Source organism: Streptomyces sp. NPDC048565, from assembly GCF_040650935.1.
Lineage (GTDB): Bacteria > Actinomycetota > Actinomycetes > Streptomycetales > Streptomycetaceae > Streptomyces.
The window spans coordinates 103,281-117,577 of sequence record NZ_JBEZIH010000028.1; the positions used below are offsets into that span (position 1 = coordinate 103,281).

Below are 14,297 nucleotides of genomic sequence, written 5' to 3' on the forward strand. Positions count from 1 at the left end.
GCGAGAGAGCGGCGGCCACTGGGGAGGTACCGCCCTTTGGCGCTACTCGTCCTCGGAGAGTTCATCCTCTTCCCGGCTAGTCAGTGCGTCTGTCATGGCCCGCCATCGCCCGCCTACAGAGAGGTGACGGTCGTCTGGTCGCGGGTAGGTGGGTTCACCTGCTGGGTGTGTGCCTCCGAGGCGTTGGACCTCTCGCTGAACGCGTTCCAATAGGTCCCGAGTGGAGCCCAGCTCGGCCCCTCGGCGTTGGAGCAGCATTTCCATCGATTCCTGCACCGACAGAGGATCGTCGGGGGCGGGCGCTGGAACGTCGGGAATGTCCTCGACTGTGATAGGGAGTGGTCGCTCGGACCTAAGGACGGTCAGGCCCTTGCTGGCGGGGCTCAGCAGTACCCGAGTCTGCACTGAGCAGTTGACCCAGTACGCGTCATCGCGGCCTCTGGCCTCGGTGGTGAGGCCGGAGACGAGCCAGCGAACTGTTGCCGTGTACCACCGGTGTCCGGCAATCGTGTAGGCGCGTACGTCGGACACAGAGCTGAACCCGATATCCATCGGGCGGTTCCATCGCCAGCACCCGACTTCTTCCAGCTGTTGCGGCCCGAGGATGACGGCGCCGGAGAAGTGATGCATCCGCCGGATGGCGTTGCTGACGAAGCGGCGCTTCGAGGGATCTTTGAGGAGGTCGGCCAGCTCTTCTTCGTCGACCTCCGATTCCGTGGCGAACTTGGTCAGCACGTCCCCGAGTGACGAGAGGGAGACGAACCTATCTCCGAGCCCCGCTATGTCCTGACTCATGGGTTCCTGGAGGGACGAACCGTCGCCGAAGTCGGAGTCCGCGCTTACGAAGTAGACGGTTTCGGCTTCGTGCTCGCGGGCGTATGCCACAGCGGTCAGCCAGATCGCCGCGTCCCGGGCCCCGGTCTTGTCGTCGCTGCTCAACCTCCTGCACGGGGCGAGGCAATTCGCCTCGCGGAAGAGCGCCGTTTGGTAGGCGGACGGACTTGTCGGCAGGGTGTCAACGATCTGGTTGTATCTCCTGCGCCAATGCTCGCGGACGTCTTCAGCCTCGGCTCCCTTCGGAGCGGTGACGTCTGCCCAAGGGGTGGCCTTGTTCAGCGCCTCCGTGGCGTCCCTTGCCGCCTCGTACTTCTTCTCGTAGCGCAGCGCCTCTTGGGCGGCCAGCTCTTCCAAGACGATCCAGGGGGCACCGATCTGCTCGGCTCTGCTGCTGCGGATCGCACGGAGTAGCTCGGCTTCCGGCCCGCGGAGCGAGGTGCCCTTAAGTATGTTCGTGTCGAGGATGATCACGTTGCTCCTCCGCGTGCAGGTCCTGGCGTGAGGTGGCCACTCTCTCAAGAAGTGATCACAGGCCGCATCGAATTGGTTGCTCTGCCCGCAAGAAACTGGGACGGGCGTACGCAACGCTCCCGGTACGGCCACACTGGGCACTGTGAAGCTGCCCCGCGTGGAGTGCCCGAAGTGCGAAAGGCCTACGGTTGTCGCCCCGATGGCAGGTTCGCTGACGAAGGGCCACCTGTGACGTCACGACGACGCCAGTGCGCGCCGCGACCCCGACGGCTCCCTCATCTCCTGCTAACGGTTCACCTCCGCTCGAGCGGAGGTGAACCGTTAGCAGCAACGGGTCTGGGAAGCAGCCCACGGGTGCTCTCCGCTCGAGCGGAGGTGAACCGTTCACGGCCGGCCTCGACGACGACAAGGCGTCGTGTGCTGCGCGCTCGAGCGGAGTGAACCGGTGGCGAGGTCGACGAGTTGCGCGCTGCGGAACTTCCCCCATATTCGAGGTTGATCATATTGCCGATCCTGCCATGGACAGCTCTGTCCGCAGTATGTAAATGCGGTTGGGTGTCTTCCGGGTAGACACATGACTGAGCAGACGGCAGCGGAACAGCCTGGCATCTCCGCTGCGATCGTGGTCCACGAGGGGAGCGTCCTGATGGTCCGGCGCAGGATTTCCGAGGGCCAGCTGTCCTGGCAGTTTCCTGCGGGCGAGATCGAGGCAGGGGAGACGTCCGAGCAAGCGGCCGTACGCGAGACAAATGATATTTGCTGGATGGCGGCCTGGCAGAAGCCGCAGTCGCCGTCGAAGACCAGTACGGGGCGCTGGGCAGGGGCTTTGTCCGGGGCGCTTATGCCCACGGTGGAGTAGTTCCTCTCGTTCGTGAGGGAGGTGGGAAAGCGCCGGCGGAACGGCGCGGCAGCGGCTGCCGCACTCCGGCGCGAGGCGGTGTGCTCATCCCATGTGCAGCCAGCTCTCGAGAAGAGCCTCGCGGTGTCGCGACGGCAGTGCTCCGTCGGGCTGCTGTTCTGCGTTCCACCAGTCGGACATGACGGCGGGTGAGGACTCGCCTCGGACGAAGCGTGCGAGCAGCCCGTGGGAGAGGTCGACCTCGCGCTCGGTGTAGGCGCTGGAGGCACCCGAGAAGACCGGCGTCGTGGTTTCATGGCCGCCGGCGGTCATCACTACGGTCATCTCGACGGGCCCAGGTGGGGTCCAGGCGTTCAGGGCTGCCGCGGCAACGCTCGCCGCGCGGGCGGCCCATCGGGCTGCGGTCGACCGAGCTGGTGCTTCGGTCACCCGCAGGTCCCTCACGTCGGACCAGAGCGTTTCCTGCGGGTCGGGCCCGACGACCAGCGGCCCTGTCGCCGAAAGAAGCACGCCGGGCGCTGGAGGGACCGGGGGCGTGCCGAGGTACGTCCCTCCGCTCTGGATCCAGAAGAGACCGACCATGATGCCAAGGCTCTGCCGGGGATGTTGGGGCTGCGTCGATTCCAATGTCAGATCCTTGCTCGTGGCTGGCCACCAGCAGTGGACAGTGCCGGAGATCTCGAACTTAGGGGTATTCCGGGACGACGCTGATCTCTTTGAGCCACACGACGAACGAGGAAAGTGCGGTGCGGCGGCGCAACACCGGCATGCTGCGCCCAACGGGCTCTTGCGCCAGTACTTCCCGAAGGCACCGATCTCTCGAGATGGTCCGCCGAGGAAGTCGAGGCCGTCGCTCACACTCTCAACAACAGACCCCGCAAGACGCTCGGTTGGAAGACACCCGCCGAAGCGTTCAACGAGCAGCTACAGTTGTATCAACAAGCTGGTGTTGCAACGACCGTTTGAATCCGGTCAGTACACGAGCAGGGCATTGGCCGAAGCCTGCAGAGCAGCAGGGGTCGACGAAGCATGAGCGCGGTCGGGTCCAGCGCGGACAACGCACTTGCCGAGTCCTTCAACGCGACCTTCAAACGCGAGACCCTGCAAGGACGAAAGAGCTGGCCAGACGAGCGTGAGGCCCGCTTCGACGCCTTCCGATGGCGCCACCGCTACAACACCCGACGCCGACACTCCCGCCTCGGACAACGATCACCGATCGCCTTCGAGAACGCCCTCCACCTCACACCAACTACGCTGGCCCCAGCCGCATAACCCGTGTTCAGGATTCGGGGTCAGGGCCCCACCGTATAGAGCTCGTAACACGATCTTGTTGATGTTGGCTGGTGGGGCGTTACTGGTGTGACGATTCGGCCGTTCGTGAGGGTGTGGGTACTCGACCGTGGATCGTGGACGATGAGTTGTGGGCTCTGATCGAGCCGTTGCTGCCGCCGTGGCCGGATCGGTCGTCGGGGCCGCGGCCGGTGTGGGACCGGCTCTGCCTCCAGGGCATCCTGTTCGTCCTCTACAACGACATAGCCTGGCAACTGCTGCCGCTGGAGCTGGGGTTCGGCTCGGGACAGACATGCTGGCGGCGTCTGGACCGATGGCAGAAGGCAGGAGTCTTCGACCGGCTGCACCGGGTCCTGCTCGCCGAACTGAACGCGGCCGGCGAGCTCGACTGGTCGCGGGCGTGTGTGGATGGTTCCCACGTCCGCGCGAAAAAGGGGGCGCCGACACCAGTCCGTCGCCGGTCGACCGGCGGAAGACGGGCAGCAAGCACCACCTGATCTGCGACGGACGCGGCGTCCCGCTCAAGGTCATCACGACCGCGGCCAACGTCAACGACGTCACCCAGACTCTCGCGCTGGTCGACGGGATCCCTCCCGTCTCGGGCCGTCCAGGCCGCCCCCGCCGCCGGCCCGACGCCCTGCTCGGCGACAAGGGCTACGACTCCAACGCACACCGCGACGAGCTCCGTCACCGGCGGATCCTGCCGGTCATCTCCCGCAAGGGATCACCCAACATCAAGGGCATCGGCAAGCTCCGCTACGTCGTGGAGCAGGCCTTCGCCCTGCTCCACCACTTCAAACGCCTCGCAGTCCGCTGGGAACGCCGGACTGAACTCCACGACGCCTTCGTATCCCTCGCCTGCAGCCTCATCTGCTGGTGACGACTCAAGAAGGCCCGATCATGATCGTGTTACGAGCTCATAGCGGTAATTCTTGGGCTTGGGTGTGGTCTGCGTCAGGGCGAAGTCTTCGGCCTGAGCATGGAGGACATCGATCACACGCGAGGAGTCCTCCACATCCGACGGCAGGTGCAGATACTCAATGGCCGGAAATACTTTGCCCTTCCAAAGGGTGGGAAAACCCGTGTTGCGGACATGCCGCCTTCCGTGGCCGACGAGCTGGTGAAGCATGCCAGGGCGTACCCCGGCGACACGGTCGAGCTTCCCTGGGGCGGTCCTGAATCGGACAGGGAGCGATAGAAGTTCGGCCTCGTACTGACAACGAAGTACGGGAACGCGATCGCCGCCAACACGTGGAACACCGAGATCTGGAAGCCTGCCTTGGCCAGGGCAGGTGTTATCCCTACGCGTGTCAAGGGGGCGAAACCTTGGCAGTGGCAAGCGGCGCCGAAGGACGGGTTCCATGTGCTGAGGCACACGTACGCATCCCTCGTGCTGGAGGCAGGAGAGTCTGTCGTCACACTCGCCAAGTGGTTGGGCCATTCATCGCCGACCATCACGCTCGATCACTACGCGCACTTCATGCCGGAGGCGGGGAAGAAGGGACGCAGGGCGATCGATAGTCTGCTGGGGGAGCCGCGCCGAGGAGAGTTCGGTCCGAACTCCCCAGATTCTCCCCAGGCCGGATCCTGAGTACGGATTCGATGGTCCGGCACGCGTAAACAGCGAGGTCAGACCTGTATGTTCACCACCCGCCCCACCCTCCAGGGCACCTTCGGCATGGTGTCCTCCACCCACTGGCTCGCCTCGCAGTCCGCGATGGCCGTCCTGGAGGACGGCGGTAACGCCTACGACGCGGCCGTCGCCGCCGGATTCGTCCTGCATGTCGTCGAGCCCCACCTCAACGGCCCGGCCGGCGAGGTCCCGATGATCCTCGCGCCCAAGGACGGCGAGGTGCGGGTGCTGTGCGGACAGGGCCCGGCCCCCGCCGGCGCCTCCGCCGCGCACTACCGCTCACTCGGCCTCGACCTGGTCCCCGGCACCGGGCCGCTCGCCGCCGCCGTGCCCGGCGCCTTCGACGCCTGGATGCTTCTGCTGCGCGACCACGGGACGAAGACCCTCTCCGAGGTCCTGCGCTACGCGATCGGGTACGCCGATGACGGCCACGCCCCCGTCGAGCGTGTCGGCCAGACCGTGGAGACCGTCCGCGAGCTCTTCGAGACCGAGTGGCCTGCATCCGCCGAGCTCTACCTGCCCGGCGGAAAGGCGCCCGAGCCCGGCAAGCTGTTCCGCAACCCCGCCCTCGCCGCCACCTGGCGCCGCCTGATATCCGAGGCCGAGGAGGCGGGCGGCGAGGACCGCGCCGCGCAGATCGACGCAGCCCGCGCCGTCTGGCGTACGGGGTTCATAGCCGAGGCGCTGGTGCGCCAGGCCGCCGTACCCACCATGGACACCAGCGGGACCCGACACACCGGCACCCTCGCGGCGGCCGACCTGGCGGGCTGGTCCGCGACGTACGAAGCGCCCGCCACCTACGAGTGGAACGGCTGGACGCTGGCCAAGGCGGCCGGCTGGAGCCAGGGCCCCGCCTTCCTCCAGCAGCTCGCCCTCCTGCCGCCCGAGCTCCCCGCCTACGGCTCCGCCGACTACGTCCATCTGCTCGTCGAGGGCTGCAAGCTGGCCATGGCCGACCGCGAGGCCTGGTACGGCGACGCCACCGGCGTACCGCTCGACACGCTGCTCTCCGGGCCGTACAACGACGAGCGCCGCGCGCTCATCGAGGACACCGCATCCCTGGAGCTCCGCCCCGGCAGCCCCGACGGCCGCACCCCGGTCCTCGGCGCGCACGCCCACGCCGTCGCCTCCGGCGAGTCCGGCTTCGACGCCATGAGCATCCCGGTGGCCGGTGCGGGTGAGCCGACGGTCGCGAAGGAGGGCGCGGGCGAGCCGACAGTCACCGCGGACCGTGTGGGGGAGCCGACGGTCGCCAGGGACGGGGCGACCCGCGGCGACACCTGCCACCTCGACATCGTCGACCGCTGGGGCAACATGGTCGCCGCCACCCCCAGCGGCGGCTGGCTCCAGTCCAACCCCGTGGTGCCCGAGCTCGGTTTCCCGCTCGGCACCCGGCTGCAGATGGCCTGGCTCGACGAGGGCCTGCCCAACACACTGACCCCGGGCCGCCGTCCGCGCACCACGCTCACCCCGTCCCTGGCCCTGCGCGACGGAGTTCCCGTCATGGCTTTCGGCACGCCAGGCGGTGACCAGCAGGACCAGTGGCAGCTGCACTTCTTCCTCGCCGTGGCGCTGCGCGGCCGGGTCCGTGGCGGCCTGGACCTCCAGGGCGCCATCGACGCCCCGAACTGGCATAACGACAGCTTTCCCAGCTCCTTCTTCCCGCGCGGGATGCGCCCAGGCAGCGTCACCGTCGAGGAGGGCATCGACCAGGAGGTCGTCGCGGAACTGCGCCGGCGCGGCCACGACGTCACGGTCGGCGACCCGTGGTCCGAGGGCCGGATGTGCGCCGTCGCCAGGGATCCGGAGACCGGCGTCCTGTCCGCCGCCGCCAATCCGCGCGGGATGCAGGGATACGCGGTCGGCCGCTGAACCCGGGGACGCCCGGCCGGCGTCCGCCGACGCCGGCCGGACCCGGCTCCCCGGGGCGGTGAGCCGCACCGGGGAAGTTCTCCTGGGGCGGCCTCAGTTCAGTACGCGGTCCTCGAGGGCCGCGCGCCAGGCCGGGGGAGTGGCCTCCTGCACCGGTGTGGTGCCGCGTCCGCCGCGGCCCAGGAAGTCGGCGAGGGGAAGGGTCGCGGCGCCCACGGTGACCGCGTCGGGGCCCAGCTTGCCCAGGTCCATGGTGACCTTCGCGGCCGGGTGCGTCAGTGAGTAGGCCACCGCGTGGGCCCGCACCTCCTCCAGGAAGCCGGCCCCGAACTGGAGCCCGGCCCAGCCTCCGACGAGGATGCGCTCCGGCTGGAGGAGATTGATGAGGCCGGCCAGCCCGGCGCCCAGATACTCGGCGGTCTCCCTGATCACCGTGCGGGCCGCCGGGTCGGGCTCGCTGCCGTCCTGCGGAGCCGCGGCGGTGAGGAGAGCGGTCAGGCGGGTCTCCTCGTCGACGCCTTCGGGAGGGGTCCCCCCGGCCTCCTGCCAGCGCTGGAGGACCGCCTCCGCCCCGGCGTACGCCTCCAGGCACCCCGGTGAACCGCAGCGGCAGCGCCGTCCGCCCACGTGCACGGTCAGATGGCCCCATTCGAGGGCCTGGCCCTGCGGGGCGCCTTCGGCGAAGAGGCACGCGCCGACACCGGAGCCGAACAGGATCGCCACGGCGCTGCGCGCGCCGCGGCCGGCCCCGAACCACATCTCGGCCTGGCCGAGCGTCTTGGCGCCGTTGTCGATGAAGTACGGCACGGAGTCCGGGAGTCCGCCGGACTCGCGCAGCAGCGCCTCCAGGGGGACCGCGTCCCAGCCGATGGTCTGGCCGTGCACGACCGAGCCCCTCGCCGGATCCCGTTCCACCACGCCCGGGACGCCGATCCCCACACCGAGGAGGCCGTCCGCGGGGAGCCCGGTCTCGGCCAGCACCTCCTCGATGCCGCTGCGGATGTGCTCCACGATCACGCCGACCTCGTAGAGGTTCTCCGCCAAGGGGCGTTCGGTGCGGGCGAGTTCGGACAGGGTGAAGTCGAAGGCCTCGATCCTGACCCGGGTCTCTCCGACGTCGATGCCGATCAGGTGGCCGCTGCGCGGATTGACCCGCAGCAGGGTGCGGGGGCGTCCGCCGTCCGACTCCACGCTGCCCGCCTCCTCCACCAGGCCTTCGGCGACGAGTTCCGCAACAACGTTGCTGACGGAGCCCGAGCTGAGGCCGGTGGCAGGGCCGAGCTCCTGGCGGCTCATCGACCCTTCGAAATACAACCGTTGCAATACGGCCGCTCGGCTGTCCCTGCGCAGGTCGCGCACCGTACGTCTGGTCCGCTGGGCCATCTGGGCTCCTCCACCACTCGCTTCTCAGGAACGCTACCCCGACGCAGACTCTTGACGCGACCTTTCCCTGAGGCTTAACTCACATCATAAATTAAGCCATGGGGGGCGCATGGTCCACGTGCCGGGGGTCTGGCCGTGGGCTCGGCATTTCCGGCATGGAGCTCCTCAGGAAGGGACACCTGGAGCATGCGAAGAATCCGAATGGCCGCCAGCAGTGTGGCCGTCGTATCTCTGCTCGCTGCCGCGACCGCATGTGGCGGCGGCGAGTCCGCGGGCGGCGGGGCCGGTTCACCCAAGACGCTCACCTACTGGGCCTCCAACCAGGGCCCCAACCTCGAAGCCGACAAGAAGATCCTCACTCCCGAGCTGAAGAAGTTCGAGAAGCAGACCGGCATCAAGGTCAAGCTGGAGGTGGTCCCCTGGTCGGACCTGCTCACCCGCATCCTCACGGCCACGACGTCGGGTCAGGGCCCCGACGTCCTGAACATCGGCAACACCTGGTCGTCCTCGCTCCAGGCGACCGGCGCCCTGCTGCCCTGGGACGACAAGAACTTCGAGAAGGTCGGCGGGCGTGACCGCTTCGTGGAATCGGCGCTCGGTTCGACGGGGGCCGAGGACAAGGACCCGGCCGCGCTTCCGCTCTACTCGATGGCCTACGCCCTCTATTACAACAAGGCGATGTTCGAGGAGGCCGGCATCGAGAAGCCGCCGGCCACCTGGGCCGAGGTCTCCGAGGCGGGCAAGAAGATCTCGAAGGACGGCAAGTGGGGGATCGGGGCCGAGGGGTCGAACCTCTCCAACAACATCCACCAGGTGTTCGCCCTGGCCAAGCAGCACGGTGCGGACTTCTTCGACTCCTCGGGCAAGCCGACCTTCACCGATGACGGGGTCGTGGCGGCGGTCAAGCAGTACGTCGACCTGATGGCCAAGGACAAGATCATCGCGCCCGGCAACGCGGAGTACGCGCAGAACCAGTCGCTCAGCGACTTCTCCAAGGGCAAGACCGCCATGGTGCTGTGGCAGGCCGCGGCCACCACGTTCAAGTCCCAGGGCATGAAGGACTCCGAGTGGGGTGTCGCCCCGGTGCCGGTCCAGTCCGGCGCGCCGGGCGAGGGTGAGCAGCTCAACTCGATGGTCGCCGGTATCAACATCGGCATCTTCAAGAACAGCAAGAACCTCGACGGCGCCACGGACTTCGTGAAGTTCATGACGAGCGACGAGGAGCAGAAGATCCTCTGCGAGGCGTACGGTTCGGTCCCGCCGGTGAAGGCGGCCCAGGACGCCCCGGCGTTCGACCGGCCCGAGCTCAAGGTGCTGAGGGAGACGCTCGCCACCAGTGCGGCCGCTCTGCCGCAGGTACCCGACGAGTCGCAGTTCGAGACGTCCGTCGGCACCGCGGTCAAGTCGCTCTTCGCCAAGGCCGCGGGCGGCGCGGCGATCACCACAGCGGACGTCAAGGCCGAGCTCACCAAGGCTGAGCAGCAGATGGCCAGTCAGTGAGTGATGCGTCCATGACCACCATCGTGAACCCCGACAAGGGGAGCCCGACGGTGCATCAGGACACGCCCGGGGAGGCGCCGCGCAAGCAGCGCCGCCCCGGGCGCATCCGCCGCATCGGGCTCCCTTATCTGCTGCTGCTTCCCGCCGTCCTGCTGGAACTCCTCGTCCATCTGGTGCCGATCGGCTTCGGCTTCGTCATGGCGTTCAAGGAGCTCACGCAGTTCTATCTGCGGGACTGGTCCGCCGCTCCATGGCGCGGCCTGGAGAACTTCAGGATCGCCGTCGACTTCGACGCACCGGTCGGCAAGGCCCTGCTCCACTCGTTCTGGGTCACCTGCCTGTTCACCGTGCTCGCGGTCGGCCTGTGCTGGCTGCTGGGTGTCGCGGCGAGCATCTTCATGCAGGAGGCCTTCGCGGGCCGGGGCTTCCTGCGGACGCTGTTCCTCGTGCCGTACGCCCTGCCCGTCTACGCGGCGGTCATCACCTGGGCGTTCATGTTCCAGCGTGACAACGGCCTGGTGAACCACGTCCTGCACGACCAGCTCGGCCTCACCGACGGGCTGCCCTTCTGGCTCATCGGTGACAACGCCTTCTTCACCCTGCTGGTCGTCTCGGTCTGGAAGGGCTGGCCCTTCGCCTTCCTGATCGTGATGGCCGGTCTGCAGAACATCCCCAAGGACCTCTACGAGGCCGCCGCCCTGGACGGTGCCGGCATGTGGCAGCAGATCCGCCGCATCACCCTGCCGTCCCTGCGCCCGGTCAACCAGGTGCTGGTCCTCGTCCTGTTCCTGTGGACGTTCAACGACTTCAACACGCCGTTCGTGCTGTTCGGCAAGGCGGCACCGGAGTCGGCGGACCTCATCTCCGTGCACATCTACCAATCGTCGTTCGCGACCTGGAACTTCGGCACCGGAGCCGCCATGTCGGTCCTCCTGCTGCTGTTCCTGCTCCTGGTGACGGCGATCTATCTGCTGTTCACCTCCAGAGGGAGGAAGGGCTCACGTGGCTAGCAACACCGTCCTGGGAGGCCGCCGCGCCCCGCGCTCGCCGATGGCCTCCCCGCGCTCGTTCATCTGGGCACGGCGGGTCTTTCTGACCCTGCTGGCGGGCTTCGTCCTGCTGCCCGTGTACGTCATGGTCTCCAGCTCGCTCAAGCCGCTGGAGGATGTGTCGGGCAAGTTCCAGTGGATCCCCACCGGACTGACGATCCGCCCCTACTTCGACATCTGGGGGACGGTGCCGCTCGGCCGGTACTTCGTCAACTCGCTGATCGTGGCCGGCTCCGCGACCGTACTCTCCGTGATCATCGCGGTGTTCGCGGCCTACGCCGTCAGCCGCTACACGTTCCGCGGGAAGCGGGTCTTCACCGTCACGGTGCTGTCCACGCAGATGTTCCCCGGCATCCTGTTCCTGCTGCCGCTGTTCCTGATCTACGTGAACATCGGGGAGGCCACCGGCATCGCACTGTTCGGCTCGCGCGGTGGTCTGATCCTCACCTACCTCACCTTCTCGCTGCCCTTCTCGATCTGGATGCTCATCGGATACTTCGAGTCCGTGCCGAGAGAGCTGGACGAGGCCGCCATGGTGGACGGATGCGGGCCGCTCAAGGCCCTGTTCCGTGTCGTGGTACCCGCGGCGATTCCCGGCATCGTCGCCGTGGCCGTCTACGCGTTCATGACGGCCTGGGGCGAGGTGCTGTTCGCCTCCGTCATGACCACGGAGACCACCCGTACCCTCGCCGTCGGTCTCCAGGGCTACTCCACCCAGAACGACGTGTACTGGAACCAGATCATGGCCGCCTCGCTCGTCGTGAGCATTCCCGTGGTCGCCGGGTTCCTGCTGCTCCAGCGCTATCTGGTGGCCGGGCTGACCGCGGGAGCGGTCAAGTGACCCACCGGAGCCACCCGCCGGCCCGCCGCACGAAAGGACATCCGTGACCGAGCCCATCGACTTCGGAGCCCTGCCGAGGGACTTCGCCTGGGGGACGGCGACGTCCGCCTACCAGATCGAGGGAGCCGTCGGCGAGGACGGCCGCTCCCCGTCGATCTGGGACGTCTTCTCCCACACGCCGGGCAGGATCGACAACAACGACCACGGTGACATCGCCTGCGACCACTACCACCGCTGGCGCGAGGACATCGCGCTGATGAAGGAGCTGGGCACGGACGCCTACCGGCTGTCCGTGGCCTGGCCGCGCGTCCTGCCAGGTGGTGACGGCGAGGTCAACCTCAAGGGACTGGACTTCTACGACCGGCTGATCGACGGGCTGCTGGAAGCGGGCATCACCCCCAGCGTCACCGTCTACCACTGGGACCTGCCCCAGGTACTCCAGGACCGCGGCGGCTGGGCCGCCCGCGACACCGCCCACCACCTCGCCGCGTACGCGTCGGTGCTCGCCGAGCGGCTCGGTGACCGGGTCACCCGGTGGGCGACGCTCAACGAACCGCTGTGCTCCGCGTGGATCGGCCACCTCGAAGGGCGGATGGCCCCGGGCATCACCGATCTGACCACCGCCGTGCGGGCCTCCTACCACCTGCTGCTCGGACACGGCCTGGCCACCCAGGCGATCCGTGCCGCGGCCCCGGGTGCCCGGGTCGGCATCGTCAACAACCTCTCCACCGTCGCCCCCGCGTCGGACAGCCCAGAGGACATCGCGGCCGCCCGCAGGGCGGACGGACACACCAACCGCTGGTGGCTCGACCCGGTGCACGGCCGTGGCTTCCCGGAGGACATGGTCGACGTCTACGGCGTGGACCTGCCCGTGCGCGACGGAGACCTGCGGACCATCGCCACCGATCTCGACTGGCTGGGACTCAACTACTACTTCCCCGCCGTCGTCGAGGACGACCCGGACGGCCCCGCGCCCTTCGCCCGCCAGGTGGAGAGGCCGCACCGGCCGCGTACCGGCATGGACTGGGAGGTCGACGCGAGCGGCATCGAGTCGCTGCTGCTGCGCCTCACCGAGGAGTACGGGGCGCGCGAGCTGTACGTCACCGAGAACGGCTCCTCCTACCCGGACGTGATCGGTGCCGACGGCGTCATCGACGACTCCGAGCGCACCGCCTACCTGCGCGACCACCTGGCGGCCTGTGCCCGTGCGGCCCGCAAGGGGGCACCGCTGGCCGGCTACTACGCCTGGTCGTTGCTGGACAACTACGAATGGGCGTACGGCTACGACAAGCGCTTCGGCCTGGTCCACGTCGACTACGAGACGCAGCGCCGCACCGTGAAGGCCAGCGGTCGCAGCTACGCGGGCATCATCCGCGCACACCGCGAGGCCCTGAGCCGCGCCGACGGCTCGGACTGATCCGCGCCGCCCCCGTGTGTCCCGGTCCCCGGCGGACCGGGGCACACGGGGTGCGCGGGCACGGAAGCCCTGCTCGGAGCTCTCCGGCGGACCGTGCTTAGCTGGGGTCATGATCGATGACTTTCTGTACGGGACCGCCGGGCACGCCGGGGCGACGGCCGAGGTGGAGGCGGCGGTCAGGGCCGCGGCCGCCGCGGAGATCCTGCCGCGCTACCAGCAGCTGGCCGCACACGAGATCGTCGAGAAGAGCGGCCCGCACGACCTGGTCACCGCCGCCGACCGGCTCGCCGAGGAACACCTCACCGCATCCCTGACCCGGCTCCTGCCCGGCTCGGTCGTCGTCGGCGAGGAGGCCGTCCACGCCGACCCCACGGTCTACGACGCGCTCGGCGGCGACGCACCCGTGTGGATCGTCGACCCGGTCGACGGCACCCGCCAGTTCGTGCACGGCGAGCCCGGCTTCTGCACACTCGTCGCCCTCGCCCGGCACGGAGAGGTGTACGCCTCCTGGACGTACGCCCCCGTCCTCGACGAGATGGCCGTCGCCGTACGCGGCCGGGGCGCCACCCTCAACGGCACCGCGCTGCACAGTGGTTCACCCGCGCCCGGTGCGGTGCTCAAGGTGGCCATGTCCCACCCGGACTACACCTCTGAGGCCCAGAAGCGCGCGCTGCTCGGCCTGCGGACCGAGGGCATCGACGCCCGCGCGTGCGGCTCGGCCGGTCTCGAGTACCTCGCCGTGGCCAGCGGGGCCCAGGACGGCGTCGCATTCAATTGGGAGTTCGCCTGGGACCACGCCGCGGGTCTGCTGCTGGTCACCGAGGCGGGTGGTACCCAGTCGACGCTGTCAGGCGTCCCGTACCGCATCACCGGCGGGAACGCCCTGCCGTTCACCGCGGCCAGGGACGAGGCGACGGCGGAGCGGATCCTCGCGGCCCTGCGGGCCGGGGGAAGCTGAGGCCTGTTTCGCGGCTGTGGCCGGTACGGGAGTCCCGTACCGGCCACAGCCGTAGTCCGTGTGCTGCTAGGGCGGGTTTCGAAAGTCCCGCCTGCCCGGCGACGCCTGGCACGCACGCTCGCCGCGTTGTCGGGATCACCCCGATACACCCAGTATCGGGGCGACCCTCCGCCTTGCGATCGCACGC

At 68.4% G+C, this 14,297-nt stretch carries 12 protein-coding genes and 3 pseudogenes; 11 read left to right on the plus strand and 4 right to left on the minus strand.

From position 1 onward, the window contains the following. Window positions 1–42: 42 nt before the first annotated feature. Window positions 43–1,308 (minus strand): PIN domain-containing protein, encoded by a 1,266-nt coding sequence (locus AB0C75_RS29210; protein ID WP_362894731.1) that lies wholly within the window; start codon window positions 1,306–1,308, stop codon window positions 43–45. Window positions 1,309–1,882: 574 nt separating this feature from the next. Here AB0C75_RS29210 and AB0C75_RS29215 point away from each other — a divergent pair. Continuing rightward, a pseudogene (locus AB0C75_RS29215) lies at window positions 1,883–2,056 on the plus strand (NUDIX domain-containing protein); the annotation flags it as partial. Between the two features lie 195 nt (window positions 2,057–2,251). On the opposite strand, the gene AB0C75_RS29220 reads toward AB0C75_RS29215, so the two are convergent. Beyond that, window positions 2,252–2,749: a hypothetical protein gene (locus AB0C75_RS29220; protein ID WP_362894732.1), complete on the minus strand. Its 498-nt coding sequence runs from the start codon at window positions 2,747–2,749 to the stop codon at window positions 2,252–2,254. Window positions 2,750–2,945: 196 nt separating this feature from the next. On the opposite strand from AB0C75_RS29220, the pseudogene AB0C75_RS29225 reads away from it, so the two are divergent. The 3 genes and pseudogenes from AB0C75_RS29225 to AB0C75_RS29235 all read left to right on the plus strand — a co-directional run. Then, window positions 2,946–3,133: pseudogene (locus AB0C75_RS29225) on the plus strand (IS30 family transposase); the annotation flags it as partial. A 28-nt stretch (window positions 3,134–3,161) separates the two neighbouring features. Then, window positions 3,162–3,439, plus strand: a pseudogene (locus AB0C75_RS29230) (integrase core domain-containing protein); the annotation flags it as partial. 113 nt (window positions 3,440–3,552) lie between these two features. Next, window positions 3,553–4,337, plus strand: a protein-coding gene (locus AB0C75_RS29235; RefSeq protein WP_362894733.1) for an IS5 family transposase whose coding sequence is annotated in 2 segments (ribosomal slippage) — window positions 3,553–3,870 and window positions 3,873–4,337 — 783 coding nt in all. Because the reading frame shifts where the segments join, the coding sequence is not laid out codon by codon here. A gap of 18 nt (window positions 4,338–4,355) precedes the next feature. Here AB0C75_RS29235 and AB0C75_RS29240 read toward each other — a convergent pair. Continuing rightward, entirely contained in the window at window positions 4,356–4,586 is a 231-nt protein-coding gene (locus AB0C75_RS29240) for a hypothetical protein (RefSeq protein ID WP_362894734.1), read from the minus strand. Window positions 4,587–4,820: 234 nt separating this feature from the next. On the opposite strand from AB0C75_RS29240, the gene AB0C75_RS29245 reads away from it, so the two are divergent. Further along, window positions 4,821–5,048 carry an integrase gene (locus AB0C75_RS29245; protein ID WP_362894735.1) on the plus strand — a complete coding sequence of 76 codons (228 nt, stop codon included), beginning with the start codon at window positions 4,821–4,823 and terminating at the stop codon, window positions 5,046–5,048. A gap of 48 nt (window positions 5,049–5,096) precedes the next feature. Then, window positions 5,097–6,962: a gamma-glutamyltransferase gene (locus AB0C75_RS29250; protein WP_362894736.1), complete on the plus strand. Its 1,866-nt coding sequence runs from the start codon at window positions 5,097–5,099 to the stop codon at window positions 6,960–6,962. A gap of 93 nt (window positions 6,963–7,055) precedes the next feature. On the opposite strand, the gene AB0C75_RS29255 is transcribed toward AB0C75_RS29250, so the two are convergent. After that, window positions 7,056–8,345 (minus strand): ROK family transcriptional regulator, encoded by a 1,290-nt coding sequence (locus AB0C75_RS29255; RefSeq protein WP_362894737.1) that lies wholly within the window; start codon window positions 8,343–8,345, stop codon window positions 7,056–7,058. Window positions 8,346–8,531: 186 nt separating this feature from the next. On the opposite strand from AB0C75_RS29255, the gene AB0C75_RS29260 reads away from it, so the two are divergent. The 5 genes from AB0C75_RS29260 (at window position 8,532) to AB0C75_RS29280 (ending at window position 14,110) form a co-directional block, all read left to right on the plus strand. Further along, the gene (locus AB0C75_RS29260; RefSeq protein ID WP_362894738.1) at window positions 8,532–9,845 is read left to right on the plus strand and encodes a sugar ABC transporter substrate-binding protein; all 1,314 of its coding nucleotides are present in this window, start codon (window positions 8,532–8,534) and stop codon (window positions 9,843–9,845) included. A gap of 11 nt (window positions 9,846–9,856) precedes the next feature. Further along, window positions 9,857–10,855: a sugar ABC transporter permease gene (locus AB0C75_RS29265; protein WP_362894739.1), complete on the plus strand. Its 999-nt coding sequence runs from the start codon at window positions 9,857–9,859 to the stop codon at window positions 10,853–10,855. 40 nt (window positions 10,856–10,895) lie between these two features. Further along, entirely contained in the window at window positions 10,896–11,735 is an 840-nt protein-coding gene (locus AB0C75_RS29270) for a carbohydrate ABC transporter permease (protein ID WP_362894745.1), read from the plus strand. 43 nt (window positions 11,736–11,778) lie between these two features. Continuing rightward, window positions 11,779–13,152 carry a GH1 family beta-glucosidase gene (locus AB0C75_RS29275; RefSeq protein ID WP_362894740.1) on the plus strand — a complete coding sequence of 458 codons (1,374 nt, stop codon included), beginning with the start codon at window positions 11,779–11,781 and terminating at the stop codon, window positions 13,150–13,152. A 109-nt stretch (window positions 13,153–13,261) separates the two neighbouring features. After that, window positions 13,262–14,110: an inositol monophosphatase family protein gene (locus tag AB0C75_RS29280; protein WP_362894741.1), complete on the plus strand. Its 849-nt coding sequence runs from the start codon at window positions 13,262–13,264 to the stop codon at window positions 14,108–14,110. The last annotated feature ends 187 nt before the right edge of the window (window positions 14,111–14,297 follow it).

What these genes read in the sequence shown, in the direction of transcription:
- AB0C75_RS29220 (WP_362894732.1), bottom strand. Translation starts at nt 2,749, where the DNA reads ATGGTCGGTCTCTTCTGGATCCAGAGCGGAGGGACGTACCTCGGCACG.
- AB0C75_RS29240 (WP_362894734.1), bottom strand. Translation starts at nt 4,586, where the DNA reads ATGCTTCACCAGCTCGTCGGCCACGGAAGGCGGCATGTCCGCAACACG.
- AB0C75_RS29250 (WP_362894736.1), top strand. Translation starts at nt 5,097, where the DNA reads ATGTTCACCACCCGCCCCACCCTCCAGGGCACCTTCGGCATGGTGTCC.
- AB0C75_RS29255 (WP_362894737.1), bottom strand. Translation starts at nt 8,345, where the DNA reads ATGGCCCAGCGGACCAGACGTACGGTGCGCGACCTGCGCAGGGACAGC.
- AB0C75_RS29260 (WP_362894738.1), top strand. Translation starts at nt 8,532, where the DNA reads ATGCGAAGAATCCGAATGGCCGCCAGCAGTGTGGCCGTCGTATCTCTG.
- AB0C75_RS29265 (WP_362894739.1), top strand. Translation starts at nt 9,857, where the DNA reads ATGACCACCATCGTGAACCCCGACAAGGGGAGCCCGACGGTGCATCAG.
- AB0C75_RS29270 (WP_362894745.1), top strand. Translation starts at nt 10,896, where the DNA reads ATGGCCTCCCCGCGCTCGTTCATCTGGGCACGGCGGGTCTTTCTGACC.
- AB0C75_RS29280 (WP_362894741.1), top strand. Translation starts at nt 13,262, where the DNA reads ATGATCGATGACTTTCTGTACGGGACCGCCGGGCACGCCGGGGCGACG.